This window comes from Flavobacterium ranwuense (assembly GCF_004349315.1).
Classification (GTDB): domain Bacteria; phylum Bacteroidota; class Bacteroidia; order Flavobacteriales; family Flavobacteriaceae; genus Flavobacterium; species Flavobacterium ranwuense.
Genome location: NZ_SMLH01000006.1, coordinates 25,885 through 42,207, shown reverse-complemented (window position 1 = coordinate 42,207; position 16,323 = coordinate 25,885). Strand labels below are relative to the sequence as shown.

Genomic DNA, 16,323 nt, shown 5'->3' with positions numbered 1-16,323 from the left:
CTTAAATTACTATTTAAGAGGAATTCTAAAGAGAGTCTTTGGGGATTATTAGCTAACGCGTTATTATTGGTTCTGAGTTAAAGTTCCCGGGTATGCATTTATTTCTGATTGAGGAATGTATTGTACCACACGAGGGCTTGTTGCAGGAACATCTTCCATCGCAGGATGTGGTCCAGGATAACGACGGCTCATTGTTTGTCCGTTTCTATATACATCATACCCTCTATGCGCTTCAAAAGCTAATTCTAATTGACGCTCTTCATCTATAAGTTGGATCGCATTGGCACTAGTTAATGAAGTATATCCAGCACTAGGAATTGATCTTTCTCTTACTATATTCAGATTGATGCGAGCATTTGTGTAATCTCCTTTTTTAGCATACGCTTCTGCCATATTCAAATACATTTCTGCTAATCTTGAAATGGTAGGAGAATGCAGATGAGAATCATTATCCTGTAAAGAGCATTTAGTGACATAGTACATTGGATATACGCGGTTTAACAACATCATATAATCTTTTTCACCTATATACGTTTTCCCTTTATAGACAATTGAATAACTATTCTCAGCAGCATTAACTTCTGTCAGATTGTATTTAACATTTGCAATATCTATGTAAAATGTACCGTCAGTATTGCGTTTAAGCGGTTGCTGCAAGTAGTTATACCCCGTTTGTGTTCCGCCAGTATTGAACGAATCATGGATAAAACGGAATGCTTCTGTTTTATTTTTGGCTGCATCAGTCACATATTGAGGCTCAATAAATGCCCAACGAGCATCATTTTTCTTACCTGCCTTGCGCAGTAAATCTAAATATTTGGCACTGGCATACATTTCGCCCCAACCTTGTCCTTGAATATTGGCATACATACCACCAATCCCGTAATAATGATCAAAACCAGAGAACTCTGAAGCCACACGTTTTACTGCAAAGATGGTTTCGGTTTGTCCGGCTGCATCAGGAGCAAAGGTGTTGTATTTCATAAAATCAGCTCTGCTTAGCAAATTGTAATTACCGCTCGCAATTACTTTATTAGCATAATCTATAGAAAGAGTAGCATATTCTTGATTTGGACTTTGGTACGTTCCGCTCATATACAAATAAACCCTTGATAGCATCGCTTGCGCTGCCTCTCTGGTTGCGTAAGTTGCACTACGTTTTACTGTCATTAGCGTTTCTGCTTTTTTCAAATCATTTATAGCTTGTTGGTAACTATCTTTAATTGTGGATCTGTCTGGAAGATGTAAATTATCTATATCAGCAGGCATTCCATTTACAATTGGCACTCCCAAATTAGATTCAGGTGATTGTGCATAGGGTCTACCGTACGTACGAGATAAATAAAAATAAATCATTCCTCTTAAATAATAGGCTTCTCCCAATTGCTGGTCAATTTGCGCATTTTCTCCTTCCGAAATAATTTTTATTAAGTCACTTGATTGTGAAATAATTTTATAACTGTTGTTCCAAAAAACAGATAATCTTCCGTTATCCGGTATGTGTTGGTACGAAATAAAGGAATAGAACGCATCCGTAGAAGTTCCTCGTATCATAATATTATCCCCGGGATATTCCCCTACTCTGTGCATAACATCTGACCAACCTTTAAGTTGTGCATAACACCCATTCAAAAGCACTTCGACAGCTGCTTCCTTATCTGCAAGGATTTTGTCCTCGGTGTAAGCATTAAACGGTTCTCTCTCTAGCTCACAAGAGGATAAGAAACTCATTGTAATAAATAATATAAATATCTTTTTCATGATTTTTTTTTTTAAAGAGTAAGATTAAGTCCTAATACAAATTTGCGTGTCTGTGGATATACTGATGTTGCAACTCCTGTGATTTGACCATTACTAGGTGGTATCTCAGGATCAACTCCAGAGAAATGAGAAATGGTAAATACGTTTTCTGCGGCTACAAATAGTCTAAGATTAGAAATGTTCAACCGCTCAACATTTAGGTTGTATCCTAAAGAAAGGCTTCTCATTTTTAGATACGTTCCAGTTTCTAAGAAACGAGACGATACTTTGTTTGAGTTACTTTTATTGTTATAACTCGCTTGAGGATGCGTAGCAATATCTCCCGGTTTTTCCCAACGACTCCATCCGCTGTGCAGATTCATTTGGTTACGATCCGTATATGCTCCATCTGAATCAAATTCTGCTCTGGCATAATTATAAATTTCACCTCCTACTGAATAAGAGAACATGGCAGCAAGATCAAAATTCTTATAGTTCAAATTCGTTGAAAACCCACCAAAGAAAGAAGGAGTATATGCTCCCATAGCAATCGGTGTTTTTGAAGCAGCACTATAACTGAAGGTTTTAACGCGTTCTCCTGCTGCATTGGTTTCAAACCACTGTGGTTTTCCGGTCTCTGGATCTACACCAGCCCATTCCGTAAGGTACCACGTATCTACATCTTTTCCTGGAGTCAATAGTTTAGAGGCTGAACCGGCAATACCAGACCCATCTCCAACAATGATTTGTTTTCTTTCACCATAAAGACTCGTAACTTTGTTTCTATTCACGCCAATATTAGCATCAACAGACCATTGCCAATCTTCATTTTTAATAATTTCAACATTAAGTGCCGCTTCGAAACCTTTGTTTCTTACAGCTCCTACGTTTTTCCAAATACTGGTAACTCCAATTACTCCAGGTAAAGGAACTTGGTACAATAAACCTGAGGTATCCTTATCATAATAGTCTAAAGTAAGGTTGAATCTTCTTAAAAACGAAATATCTAAACCAACTCCGGTTGTATACGTTTTTTCCCAACTTAAATCAGGATTCGCGATTTGAGAGATAATAGCCCCTGGATTTTCATTGTACCCTGTCGTTAAAGAATACAATGCATAATGTGGATAAAGGCTGTTTGGTCTATTTCCAACAGATCCGTAACTCGCTCTAAGTTTTAAATTTGTAATATAATCTGCTTTAAAAAAGTCCTCTTTATGAATATTCCATCCACCACTTACAGAGAAGAAATTTCCATATTGTGAATTAACTCCAAAATTTGAAGCCCCATCACGTCTTAAAGAAACTTGTGCTAAGTACTTATTATCATACGTATAATTAACATTCGACAATAATGATTGTACGGCCCATTGTGCTCTGCTTCCTTTCACTTTTTCAGGAATTGAAGCTACATCACCCACTATAAATCCTGGCGCAAATCCTGTAGCAATTCCTTCTGTGTTTTTAGAGTTGAATTCATTCCATTCATAACCTGCGATAGCATTAAAATCATGCTTTCCGTATGACTTATTGAATTTGAACAGTTGGTTGGTATACGCTCTATTATAAGAACTCATGTAGTCTTCAATTCTACCTTTTACGGCTAATCCGCTGGAAGAACGTGGGTCTGAATAGTACATAGAATTAGAATGTGAAAAGATATAGTTATTTACAGAAGCAAATGTTAACCAATCCGTAAGTTTTATATCAAAGTCAAAATTACTTCTAACATCGTAAGATTGCGATTCGCCGTAATTCCATTGTAAATCATACAAATAGTTAGATCCAGTTGTGTTTACCCAAGTTGGATTTGGTTGATTTCCTACCAAAGTACCATCTGCTAAATACGGATTGTCCCAAGGCATATTGCCATACATTGCCCCTACAGAATGTTGCTTATTTAACACATCTCTCCGTGAAGCATTGATTTGAGGTTTTATTGTCAACCAATTATTTACTTTATAGCTGAATTTTAAGAGTAGATTGTATCGGTTAAAATCATATCCTTTTATAGCAGCAGTTTCATCATACACCCCCAAAGAAACGTAGCTTTTAAAATTTTCAGTACCTCCACTTATTGCTAGGTTATGATCTGTTGCTAAACCTGTTGTTGTGGCATTGTCCCACCAGTCAAAGTTTTTGTTTCTTAATTCCGGATTCCACCACCAAGCAGTTGAAAAATCTTGTTTATTCGAAAATGAATCGTATAAATCATACAATTCAGCACCGTTCATAATATCAAAATTACCTGTATTCAAAGTCGTAGCAGCCATTTTTGTAGAAAAACTAATAGTTGTTTTTCCAGATTTCCCGCTTTTTGTTGTAACAACGATAACACCGTTTGCTCCTTGCGAACCATACACAGCAGTAGAAGCTGCATCTTTAAGCACCGTCAGACTTTCAATATCGGTAGGATTAATATTTCCGGCGCTGCTTCCTATAATAACTCCGTCAACTACCCATAAAGGATCGGTACTCCCGTTTACAGTAGTTTTTCCTCGAATGATTATTTTTCCTGAAGATCCTGGCTGACCAGATCCTGAAGTTACTTGAACCCCCGTAGCTTTACCTGCCAATAAATTTTCGACAGAAGGAGTTGTTGCATCTGTAAGCTTCTTATTAGTAACCGTTTGCAATGAGCCCGTAAGACTTTCTTTTTTAATCGTACTATACCCTACAATAACTACTTCATTTAATTTTTGACCTGTTTCTTTTAAAATAATTTTTAACGGTCCAACGCCAATGACAACCTCTTGTTCTTCCATTCCAATGAACGAAACAACTAAAGTGTTGCTATTTCCCAATACTTCAATAGAAAAATTACCATCAGCATCTGTCTGAACTCCTACTGTAGTCCCTTTGATAAGTACATTAGCTCCAGGCAGAGGTGCACCACTCTCATCAGTCACTTTACCTTTTACAATTTTCTGAACTAGTGATACATTAGTATCGTATAATGTAACCGTTTTTATAGTCGAAGCAGTGGAAACTTGAAAAGTTAAAGCTAACAAAGAAAGAATTGTTAGTTTTATTTCTTTGTGGGACAGATTGTTTATCCCTAAATCCCTTGGTTTTTTTTGGGTTAATAATTTCATACTCTTAAATGATTTTGGTTAATAATTAATTGTTTGATGTTTGTTTTGTATGTATCCTTTTGGGTTGAGAAAAATTGATTCTGAAAAAACTGATTTGTAATTTCTTAATCGATCTGTTTTTTATTCAAATCATCCCCTGATTTTTCAATTCACATTTCTGGATTTATACTTTTTTTATCCTCTTATTTAATCTTTAAAGCATTAAATTTTGATCTAATAAAAGAGGTGTTATTTTTTAATATGTGACGAAACTATAGATTATATTTTTATTAAACAAGGAAAAACATAAAAAATGTGTTCGAACACACGATATTTATGTTCTCGAACACATAAATATTATACAAAACGTTTTTTTAGTACTAAAATTTTAGTTTTTCAATAATAGAAACCTCCTAAATTTTGCTTTATTTATTTAGCCAAGGGATAGTATTGATTAAAAAATATAGAATTCGAAATTTTTAAGTCTTTTTTTTACAAATTCAACAGTTCTGTGTCTTATTCGAAACACATTAAAGCCATTTTTTTTTATCTATTTAGACTAGAATTTAACGCTAAATGGATACTTTTAAGAGTTTCAATTAAACTAGAAAAAGAGAAGAATTTCTCATTGAAATTTCTTTTAACAATATTTCGAAAAATTTGCTCAAATACAGTTTTATACAACTATTAAATACGACATAAAATGGCTCCAGAAATAAAAGAATACGAAGTGAATTTAATCGAGAAAAAACAATTGAATATCTCTTGAAATGAAGATGATAAATTATGGGATACTGCTATGATTTTGACTGATTTTTATTCCCCTTGGAGTACTGAAAAAGGATCAGAAATTACATTTAAAGCACTTTGGTATCGAGAAAAGTTGTTTTTTAATTTTACTGTTTTGGACACCGAAATCCACATAGAAAAACAGAATGACAGTATTGAAAGTATTGGAAACTCCGATAGAGTCGAACTCTTTTTTAGACCTGATAATTCGCTGAATCCGTATTATTATTTAGAGATAGATACTTCTGGTCGAATAATGGATTTTATGGCGCATCCCAATAAGAACTTTGATTTTAATTGGATTAGCCCAAGAATGATTTAGTAGTTAAATCAACTGTAAATACTAATTCATTCACAGTTGAAGGATCTATTAGCGTTGAATCTTTAAAAAGTTTTAATCTAATTCAAAACAATACAAATAGAAACCGGTGTTTTTAGAGCAAAATATACAAAGAGACAAAATAGATGTTTTGAACCTAACTGGATAACTTAGGTAAACCCGAATACTGAAATACCTAATTTTCATATTGCTTCTTCCTTCGGGGTTTTTGTTTTAAAAGAATAGAATGGCGCTATTCAATATAATACTCCGCATTTTCAGCATTTACAATGTCAATAGGTAAAAGAATCATTTCCGGAATTTCTTTATGAAAAAGGAAATATTCCACTAAAGAGGTTATTCCCAGATACGCTTGTCTTTTCTGATTTTGATGAATCATAAAATCTATGACTCCTTGATTCAAATAAGAAACATTTTCATCAACCAAATCATATCCAACAACTCTAATTTTTTTATGTTTAAACGCACTAATTATTTTAGCAATTTGATACGCTTTAGAGGTAGTAATAAATATTCCTGACACATCTGGATTTTCATTCAGAAAATTATTGAAACTAATTTCAACATTTGGATTTTTTAATTTTAAAGTTGTGATAGTATATTCTGAATTTTCTTTTTCTTCAAAATAATTTCTAAAACCTCTCTCCTTTTCCTGCATGTGAATTGCATTTTTGTAGGTTTCATCTATATGAACAATAGCAATTTGACCTTTATCAGTAATCGAATCCAATAATTTTGCTGCAATTCGACCGCTTCTAAACAAATCCTGACCTACAAAACATTGTACAAAACTGGATTCAACTTGGTTATTGAAAGTATTCACAATGATGTTTAATGAATGGTATTCTTCGATAACATCTACAGTCTCCTTATGAAATAAAGGCGCTAATAAAACGGCATCAGGAGATAATCCTAGTACGGTTTCATTGGTTTTTAAAAAAGATTTCTTTTTTTCCGGATTAAAATAAAAAGTCTCTATAACTAAATTATAGGCTTTAAACTCTTGTCTGGCATCATCAATACCATTTAGACACGGTAACCAGTATGGATCAATTTTAGGATCGGGAAGCACAATACAAATACGATAAATTTTATTGTTTTTTAAATTTCTGGCAATAAGATTTGGTTCGTAGTCTATTACTTTTAAAACTTCGTTTACTTTTTCCAGAGCTAATGGTGACACTTTTCCTCTTTTATGCAAGACTCTGTCAACAGTACCTTTTGAAACGCCAGCTAATTTAGCAATATCTTTTATTGTATATTTTTTATCCATAATGGGCAAATATATAAAAACTTTGGTTTATTTCATTTTGTAAGACTTAATTAACAAAATAGAATTGAGTTGATGAATGACATCCTTTTATTTTGAACCACTATTCTATTTTTAATAATGCCTTTTATATTTAATTTAAAAATGTGCTCGATAATATTTTTAATATGTGTTCGAGCACATTTTTTATTTTTTACTTGGTTTATTAAAATTTAATCTATAGTTTCGTAAAGTCAAAACTAAGAAAACCGTTAGAAGTACAAACAAAAAATATAATAACCATCAGTATTACAATGCTTTAACACCTATAGGAAGTGAAAGAAATTACATCATTAGCACCGGGACGAACGTGTCTCTTTGGAGATCATCAAGATTATTTAGGTTTACCGGTAATTGCATGTGCGATTAATAGAAACATAAAATTAACTGCAGTGCAAAATGACACTGAAGTTTTTAGATTAAATATGGAAGATATTAATGAAGTCAGGGTCATTGATATCCACGCCACATTTTCGGAATTAGCACCTCGTGATTATTTTGCGTCTTCCTTAAGAGTTTTGAGAAGACATGGATGCATTCCAAATGTAGGATACGATATTACCATAAAAGGAGATATTCCTATCAATTCAGGAACCTCAAGTTCATCGGCTTTACTATTGGCTTGGATTAATTTTTTGATTACCGCTTTTGGAGTCGATGAGGAAGTTACACCTGAATTCATAGCAAAAATGGGATATGCTTCCGAAGTTTTAGAGCATGGAGAGCCAGGCGGAATGATGGATCATTACAGTATAGGAGTGGGTAATATTGTTCACATCAATACCAAAGATCCATTTTCATATACCATTATTGGTACCGAATTAAAAGGGCTAATTACCGGCGTTTCCGGAGTACCCAAAGAAACAATTGGTTTGATTGGAGAATTAAAAGGAAATGCCTTGATAGCAATTGATATGATAAAACAAAATTTTAAAGATTTTGATTTAAATACGTCAGAAATAGAAGATTTAGATACATATCATAATTATTTACCGGACCGATTGATTCCTTATTTTGAAGCCGCCATCAAAAATTACCATTATACGAAAAAGGCTTTAAAAGAATTTGAAAAACCAACTCCAGATTTAAAAAAGATTGGTGCTTTAATGAATCAACATCACGCTGTTTTAAGAGATTTATTAAAAATAACGGTACCTAAAATTGATGCTATGATTAATGCCGCATTAAAAGCTGGTGCCTATGGTGCTAAAATAGTTGGTTCAGGCGGCGGCGGCAGCATTGTAGTAATGGCTGAACCGGGAAATGAAGCTCCTGTAGTAGCAGCAATACTGGCAGCAGGTGCAGTAGAAGCGTATACTGTAACCGTTGATCCTGGAGTGAGAATATTAGAAAACATTAAAATTTTAAAGAATTAATTATGCATGACAATCTAATTATTTTAGCTGGTGGTGCTTCTTCCAGAATGAAAAAACAAGTTTCATTAGATAATTTAAGCGAAGAAGAAATTGCGCAAGCCAATGAAAGAAGTAAAGGATTAATTGGTGTTGGTCCAAACGGAAGGCCTTTATTAGATTACCTTTTATTAAATGCTAAAAAAGCAGGGTATAAAAACATATACATCATTATTGGGGAACAGGGAGATTTATTTAAAGAATTTTACGGAAGCGATGATAAGAACAATGATTTTCATGGTTTAAATATTTCTTTTGCAGTTCAATATATTCCAGAAGGAAGAGTTAAGCCATTTGGTACTGCCGATGCATTATTTCAGGCTGTGGAGCAATATCCAGAATTGAATACGCTGTATTATTCCGTTTGCAATAGTGATAATTTATATTCAGCAAAGGCTTTATATGCGCTTAGAGAAACAGCAAGTCCAAATGCTTTTATAAGCTATAATCGGGATGCATTAGAGTTTCCTTTAGAGCGAATTTCTCGTTTTGCTATTGCTAAATTGGACGAAAACAATTGTCTTTTGGATATTCTTGAAAAGCCAACGGCTGATGTTTTAGACAGCTATAAAGATGCTGAAGGAATATTAAGAGTAAGTATGAATGCTTTTAAATTTGATGGCGCAATTTTATATCCTTACCTTAAAAATTGTCCTGTTAATCCAGAAAGAGATGAAAAAGAGTTGCCTACGGTACTTTTAAACTCGTTAAAAAAGAATGGAAATACTGCTTTGGGAATTCCTTTTTCAGAACATGTTCCTGACTTAACGGCAAAAGAAGATATTGCAGAAGTTAAAGAATATTTGAAAAAACACTATCCACAATTGGATTGGAATGCATAATAATCTAAAATCAATCTTAAAAAATAAAATGTAAAAATCAGTAAAAGTACTTCTCAACTTTTTTTCTAGTAATTAAACCAAACTAGATTGTAGAAGTACTCACACTAAATAAAGTTGCAAGCAAAATTTAACTATTACTAAAAAACAAATAACATGTCAAAAATCGAAAGTACCATAAATAAGAATCAAGGAAGCGCCTTAATTCCAATGGTTATTTTAACCGCATTATTTTTTATTTTCGGATTTGTAACTTGGCTAAATGGGCCGTTAATTCCATTTTTTAAAACTGCCTGTGAATTAACAGAGTCTCAATCTTATTTTGTGGCTTTTGCTTTTTATATTGCTTATTTTGTAATGGCAATACCATCTTCTTGGTTAATAGAAAAGGTTGGGTACAAAAATGGTTTATCACTAGGATTAGTGGTAATCGCAATTGGAGCCTTTACGTTTTATCCAGCTGCCGAAGCACGTACATTTATGTTATTTTTAATCGCATTATTTGTGATGGGTACAGGCTTAGCTATATTGCAAACAGCTGCAAATCCATATGTAGTTGTGATTGGCCCCCGAGAAAGCGCAGCTGCAAGAATTAGTGTATTGGGTTTAGCAAATAAATTCGCTGGATTTATTGCCCCTATTGCCTTAACTGCTTTGGTACTTTCAAATATGAAAGACTATACTGCTGAAAAAATTGCACTTCTTGATGCTGGTGCAAAAGAAAAAGCACTTGATGCACTTGCTTTACAATTGCAAACTCCTTACGTCTATATTGGAATCATTATCTTGATTTTGGCAGTATTGATAAAATTCTCCCCATTACCGGAAATCGATTTAGACGAAGACGGACAAGTGGAACATTTAAGTGTTTTTCAACAAATTAAAAATGCGTTCCAATATCCGCAACTGGTTTTTGGTTTCATTACACTAATGCTATATGTAGCTGGCGAAGTAATTGCAGGCGACTCTATAGGTGGTTTTGGAAAAAAACTAGGCGTTTATGGAGATAACGGAGATTTTTATCTAAAACTTACTTCGTTTACAATGGTAGCTATGGTAATTGGTTACATTTTGGGAATTACCTTAATCCCTAAGTATGTTTCACAAGTTACTGCTTTGAAAGCTTCAGGCTTTTTAGGGATTATTTTAGTGTTATTGATTGTTACGATTTCTCCAGCCATTATGATTCAATTACCCGGAGGAATTCCTAATTTACCCCTTGTAATTATTTTGGTGGCTCTAATAGGACTTGCTAATGCCCTTTGCTGGCCGGCAATATGGCCAATGGCGCTTCAAGACCTTGGTGGCTATACAAAAATAGCGGGTGCCATATTAATTATGGGGATTATAGGAGGTGCTATTTTTCCATTAATGTATGGTTCTTGGGCAGATACAATTAATATAGCCAACGAAGCCGAAGGTATAGCTGAGACTGCTAAAAGTGGGAATCAAATTGCATATTTGATATTATTACCTACTTACTTTATGATCCTGTTTTATGCATTTAAAGGGCATAAATACAGAAGTTGGTCACAAAAATAATGTTGATACGATAATAAATTAAAAAAAAACTGAAAATGTTAAAAAGTAGTATTGATAAAACAACAGGTTTCGGAAAAAGATTCGAAGACATTAACACAGTAGTTTTTTAAAATTCAACTAGCGCCTCTAAAGCTCTTGCACAACAAGTCGCAACACTTATCAAATCAAAACAAGAAAACAACGAATCCTGTATATTGGGTTTAGCAACAGGTTCTTCGCTAAAAGAATTGTATGCTGAATTAGTTCGTTTGCACAAAGAAGAAGGACTAAGTTTTAAAAATGCAATTACATTCAACTTAGACGAATATTATCCAATGGAACCGGATTCCATAAATAGCTACGTGCGGTTTATAAAAGAATTGCTGTTGGATCAAGTAAATATTTTACCAGCCAATTATCATATTCCAGATGGAACTTTATCTAAAGAAGAAATTGCCGATTATTGTGCTAATTATGAAACTAAAATAGAAGCTTTAGGTGGAATTGATTTGCAGATTCTTGGAATTGGAGCAAACGGTCATATCAGGTTTAAGGAGTCCAGTTCTTTGCAGAATTCCAAAACAAGATTGGTAGCATTAGATCATATTACCAGAGTTTCGGCAAGCAAATATTTTTCAGGATTAAGCAATACGCCAAGAACAGCAATCACGCTGGGAGTTTAAAAAATAATGGAAGCCAAACAAGTTATTTTGATGGCTTGGGGTGAAGGAAAATCGAATATTATTAAAAAGTCTGTCGAAGGCGAAGTAACAATCTAATTCCTGCTTCATTTTTGCAAGAGCACAACAATGCGGTTTTTGTTTTAGACAAAGAAGCGTCTTCAAAACGGACAAGAATCAACAGCCCTTGGGTTAGTTGAGAAAATTGTTTGAACAGACAGATTAACCAGAAAAGCAGTATTGGGATTGGCACTGGATTTGAAGAAACCTATTTTAAGGCTTACCGATGCTGATTCTATTGAGAACGGAATGAGCGATTTGTTAGCTGATTCAGGTCCTGCCTACGATATCAATATCAAAATATTTAATAAATTACAGAATACAATCACAGCATGGCCTGAAGGAAAACCGAATGCTGATGACGTAAATAGACCCGAAAGAGCGGAGCCCGCAAGAAAAAGAGTGTTGATTTTTAGTCCACGTCCGGATGATGATATCGTCAGTACGGGTGGTACTTTTATGAGATTGCAACAACAAGGACATGAGGTGCATGTGGCTTACCAAACTTCGGGAAATATTGCGGTTGCTGATGATGTGGCGTTACGATTTGCCAGATTTGTAATTGATTACAACGAGAAATTTGGAATAAAAAGCTTAGAAGCTGAAAATATTTATAAAAAATCGATAGAATTTCTTAAAAACAAAAAGAATAACGAAATAGATATTCCGGAAGTTAGATATACTAAAGGATTAATCCGAAAAGGGGAAGCGCGTGCCACGAGTCATTTCGTTGGTTTGCCAGATGAGCAAATTCATTTTATGGAACTTCATTTCTACGAAACGGGTGCTATCGAGAAAAACCCTTTGGGTGCAGAAGATATTCAGTTGACAATGGATCTTATTGAAAAAATAAAACCACACCAAATATATGGTGCGGGAGATTTAGCAGATCCACACGGAACACACAAAGTATGTTTGGATGCTATTTTTGAAGCGGTGAAACGATTGAAACCACAAGATTCCATGAAGGATTGCTGGGTTTGGTTATATAGAGGCGCTTGGCAGGAATGGAGTATTGATGAAGTAGAAATGGCTGTACCAATGAGTCCTGATCAGGTATTAGCCAAAATACATGGAATCTTTAAATACCAATCCAGAAAGACGGTATGGTATTCCAAGGATCTGATACTAGAGAATTCTGGCAGAGAGCTGAAAATAGAAATACAGAAACACCAGAACTATATGTACAATTAGGATTGTCTAATTATGCCGCAATGGAGGTTTTTGTCAGATGGGAATATTAGTAGCCGTCCGGCTGTAATCCTTTTTACTTCACAATTATAGGAATCCATTTTACAATTAGTAAAATGGATTTTTTTTATGATTATTTCGAATGTCATAATTAATTTATAATAATTATTCCATGCTTATCGACATTCTATAATTACATTAAAAAGTAAATTCTATAATTATCGGATTATAATGATTCTATCTCAGTAAGTTGGGCTAAAAACTAAAAATCAATATCATTTACAATTGGTAGATTAAAGGATCTGGCATCTTTTTAAATTATAAATTTTGTAGTTTTGCAACCCATATCCGAATCTCCATATGAAACATAAACTAATCGACATTCCCCCCTTACCCGCCGTACTTTTAGCAATAATAAGCGTACAATCTGGAGCAGCTATAGCGAAAGGTCTTTTTCCTGCTATTGGTGCTGCCGGAACTGCATCTCTGAGAATTGGTATCTCAGCATTGATATTATTGGCAGTTTACAGGCCAAACCTAAAAAAGATAACTGCAGACCAATGGAAATTGGTAATTCCTTACGGTTTGTCCTTGGGTGCAATGAATTTGATTTTTTATCTTTCAATTGAGAGAATCCCAATTGGACTTGCTGTCACGCTGGAATTCATAGGTCCGTTATTAGTAGCTGTTTTTGGTTCAAACCGCAGGATTGATTTTTTCTGGGTACTTCTTGCAGCAGCTGGGATTGTTTTGATTGCTCCATGGTCAAATAATGGATTAGATATTCTGGGGGTACTTTTTGCTCTTTTGGCTGGTGCCCTTTGGGCGGCTTATATTGTATTAGGAGGAAAAATTTCAAAAATAATGAAAGGTGGAGATGCTGTTACCATAGGAATGCTCTTTGCTTCTATACTAATTGTCCCTTTTGGAATTCTAGGAAATGGGTTAAGTAACCTTACACCTCAACTTTTAGGCTTAGGTGTAGCGCTCGCTCTATTATCCAGCGCGATTCCTTTCACATTAGAAATGAAAGCCTTAGGACAACTTCCTGCACGTACATTCAGTATTTTAATGAGTTTAGAACCTGCTGCTGCATCAATTTGTGCTTTTATATTTTTACATGAATACCTTACTTTTAATGAAATTTTGGCTGTTGTTTTTGTGGTAATAGCTTCTGCAGGATCAACAATTACTTCAAAAAAATAACAGCATTAATATTTTCATATTGTTCATTACATACTGAAATCAATTTGTCTAAATTAGTTTTAGCATAAATAGGATTCTATTTATAGTATTGGCCCCACTCTCTTTACAAAAAATACCCTGTTAAAATGTACGCAATCAATATAAATGTGAGTTGTTTTTTACTAATCCAAGTGGTAAAATTTCATTATCAAATAATTCAGCAGTAAATACAACAATGTACCCACCACAACAAGTGTGACGATACAGCTAATCAAATTGAGCACAATATTAGGAATAAACTTCAATCGAGGATGTGTGATAAAGGGTTCCCGATGCAGCCTTTCGTGAATGTTTTCCTTTGCTATTTTGATTTTCTTTTTGATGATTCAATTATTTTTAAAGCCAATAGTGATAAATTGTTCCTGCTGACTTTTGGTTTCGTATTTTTAGTACTCTAAAATTACGTAATATTTTTAAGATAAAGAAGTTCTAGAATTGAAAAAAGCAACAAATGGCGCATAGTCCTTGTCAGCAGTATGCAATGGCTAATCTGTTTACATCTTGAGCTTTTCTGTAACAGCCCCGTTTTTCCACAGCATTTTCAAATGGGTATAAGTACCTGTAGCATCTTTTTCAAACTGCACCTGAACATTTTCATCGAGCACAAATAAATTGCTATCAATGTATCTAAGCTCAAATAATACATTTCCTCTTTCGGCATTCATGCAGAATAATTGATTGTCTTTTATATGAAAATCTAAGCCACCTTCATACACGCCTGTATAGGAATTTAAAACTACAGAATCTGGCATTTTTGTCGTTTCAGATCTTATATTGTTCAAATTCCATTGAAACATATTTTTTTCTCTTTCGTCTTTTGCTCTCGATAAGAGTTCTGTGGAGATCAAAATCCTTGCTTTTGTAAAAGCCTGTTCTGAAGGTATAGAAACATCGGGCAACACACCTATTCCCTCCCAATCTGCTTCAACAGGAGCGCGGGCAATAGGAATATTTGCTACAAAACCCTGACCCATATCATAGGAACCGGTTGGATGCGCTCCTCCGCCGGTAGTTTCGCCTACAATGGTAGCACGTTTGGCATGTTTCAAACCATAAGTGAAATCTTCAGCTCCTGAAAAAGTAAGTCGGCTGGTTAAAATATAAACAGGCATATTTAGCTTGAAATCCGTTTTTGCAGGATCAGTATACCTCTTGAGTGTATCGTTTGAACGGTTAATAATATCATTCATATGTGTTTTTTGATTGAAAAAATAATTTTGGGTTCGAAGCACCATTTCCGGTGATCCCCCTCCGTTATAACGCATATCAATGATCAATGCTTTGCAGTTGCTCACGAATTGAAATGCGGCATTTAAAGTGGGCTGAGCCTCTTCTACACACCCCACGAATTCATCCCATCTTATGTATCCTATGTTGCCAAACAATAGCTCTGTTTTTTTAAAGGCAAAATTACTTTCACGTGCAGCGTTTAAATCCTGTACACGTTGCTGTAGTTTCTCATCATCGGACATCGGCTTACTAAGGTAGGCCGCCAGTTGGGGATTGTATCTGAGTCCAAGATGCCCGTCTCTGTGAGCTTGCTGAAGATCATTGTGCAATTGAAAACCAACTTCCTGTCGCGAACCTATTTTATTATAATCACCGTTCTTTAATTTCTGTTTTATACTCTTTGACATTAGAATCGCTTTATCAGGATAAATATATAACCTGTCCAAAGCATTGCTCAGGCTGTCGATGAGTAGTTTGATTTCTTTTGAGTTCAATTTTTGCTCGGGATTTTGTTCTGTGCCTGCTTGTTTTCTATTTTTTTGTGCCTGACAGGATATAAAGAAACCTGTCAGCATAACTAATACTGTTAAACGGTTGCTGTTTTTCATAGAATTCTTTTTATCTAAAGGAATGCCTCCGGTCATTACTGCTAATGTCCCGATGCTATTCGAGGTTTACGACTAAATTACTATTTATTTTTTAGTTATCATTAAACTTCCAAATACAAGACCAATATTTCATTAAAATAATTCTCAAATCTTTAATAACCGCCTTAAGTTTACATTTCATAAATTTATACCTAAATCAGAAACAACAAAAAACAGGAATACGATTCTCTCGAATTTATGAACTCAATACTGGCTAGATAATATCCAGATAAACTGATACTTATC

The 16,323-nt window shown here is 34.4% G+C and carries 8 protein-coding genes and 2 pseudogenes; 6 read left to right on the top strand and 4 right to left on the bottom strand.

What is annotated here, in order from left to right; all coding sequences use genetic code 11:
* Nucleotides 1-63: 63 nt before the first annotated feature.
* On the bottom strand, nt 64-1,761 hold the full coding sequence (locus E0I61_RS11210) for a RagB/SusD family nutrient uptake outer membrane protein (RefSeq protein ID WP_132071472.1): 1,698 nt from the start codon (nt 1,759-1,761) through the stop codon (nt 64-66).
* Nucleotides 1,762-1,772: 11 nt separating this feature from the next.
* Nucleotides 1,773-4,835: a SusC/RagA family TonB-linked outer membrane protein gene (locus E0I61_RS11205; protein ID WP_132071470.1), complete on the bottom strand. Its 3,063-nt coding sequence runs from the start codon at nt 4,833-4,835 to the stop codon at nt 1,773-1,775.
* 769 nt (nt 4,836-5,604) lie between these two features.
* Here E0I61_RS11205 and E0I61_RS16485 point away from each other — a divergent pair.
* Nucleotides 5,605-5,925, top strand: a pseudogene (locus tag E0I61_RS16485) (sugar-binding protein); the annotation flags it as partial.
* Nucleotides 5,926-6,175: 250 nt separating this feature from the next.
* Here E0I61_RS16485 and E0I61_RS11195 read toward each other — a convergent pair.
* A complete protein-coding gene (locus E0I61_RS11195) occupies nt 6,176-7,216 on the bottom strand; it encodes a LacI family DNA-binding transcriptional regulator (RefSeq protein ID WP_131996843.1) in 1,041 nt (346 codons plus the stop codon).
* Nucleotides 7,217-7,527: 311 nt separating this feature from the next.
* Here E0I61_RS11195 and E0I61_RS11190 point away from each other — a divergent pair, with 311 nt between their 5' ends.
* The 5 genes and pseudogenes from E0I61_RS11190 to E0I61_RS11170 all read left to right on the top strand — a co-directional run bounded on the left by E0I61_RS11190 (nt 7,528) and on the right by E0I61_RS11170 (nt 14,161).
* Nucleotides 7,528-8,628: a mevalonate kinase family protein gene (locus tag E0I61_RS11190; RefSeq protein WP_131996840.1), complete on the top strand. Its 1,101-nt coding sequence runs from the start codon at nt 7,528-7,530 to the stop codon at nt 8,626-8,628.
* Nucleotides 8,629-8,630: 2 nt separating this feature from the next.
* Nucleotides 8,631-9,506, top strand: a complete 876-nt coding sequence (locus E0I61_RS11185) for a sugar phosphate nucleotidyltransferase (RefSeq protein WP_132071468.1) — start codon at nt 8,631-8,633, stop codon at nt 9,504-9,506.
* Nucleotides 9,507-9,659: 153 nt separating this feature from the next.
* Nucleotides 9,660-11,045 carry a sugar MFS transporter gene (locus E0I61_RS11180; protein WP_235832113.1) on the top strand — a complete coding sequence of 462 codons (1,386 nt, stop codon included), beginning with the start codon at nt 9,660-9,662 and terminating at the stop codon, nt 11,043-11,045.
* 35 nt (nt 11,046-11,080) lie between these two features.
* Nucleotides 11,081-13,008, top strand: a pseudogene (locus E0I61_RS11175) (glucosamine-6-phosphate deaminase).
* Nucleotides 13,009-13,315: 307 nt separating this feature from the next.
* Nucleotides 13,316-14,161 carry an EamA family transporter gene (locus tag E0I61_RS11170; protein ID WP_131996834.1) on the top strand — a complete coding sequence of 282 codons (846 nt, stop codon included), beginning with the start codon at nt 13,316-13,318 and terminating at the stop codon, nt 14,159-14,161.
* Between the two features lie 533 nt (nt 14,162-14,694).
* Here the strand turns inward: E0I61_RS11170 and E0I61_RS11165 are convergent.
* Complete coding sequence (locus E0I61_RS11165) at nt 14,695-16,038, bottom strand: S41 family peptidase (protein ID WP_165930214.1); 1,344 nt, start codon at nt 16,036-16,038, stop codon at nt 14,695-14,697.
* Nucleotides 16,039-16,323: the final 285 nt, after the last annotated feature.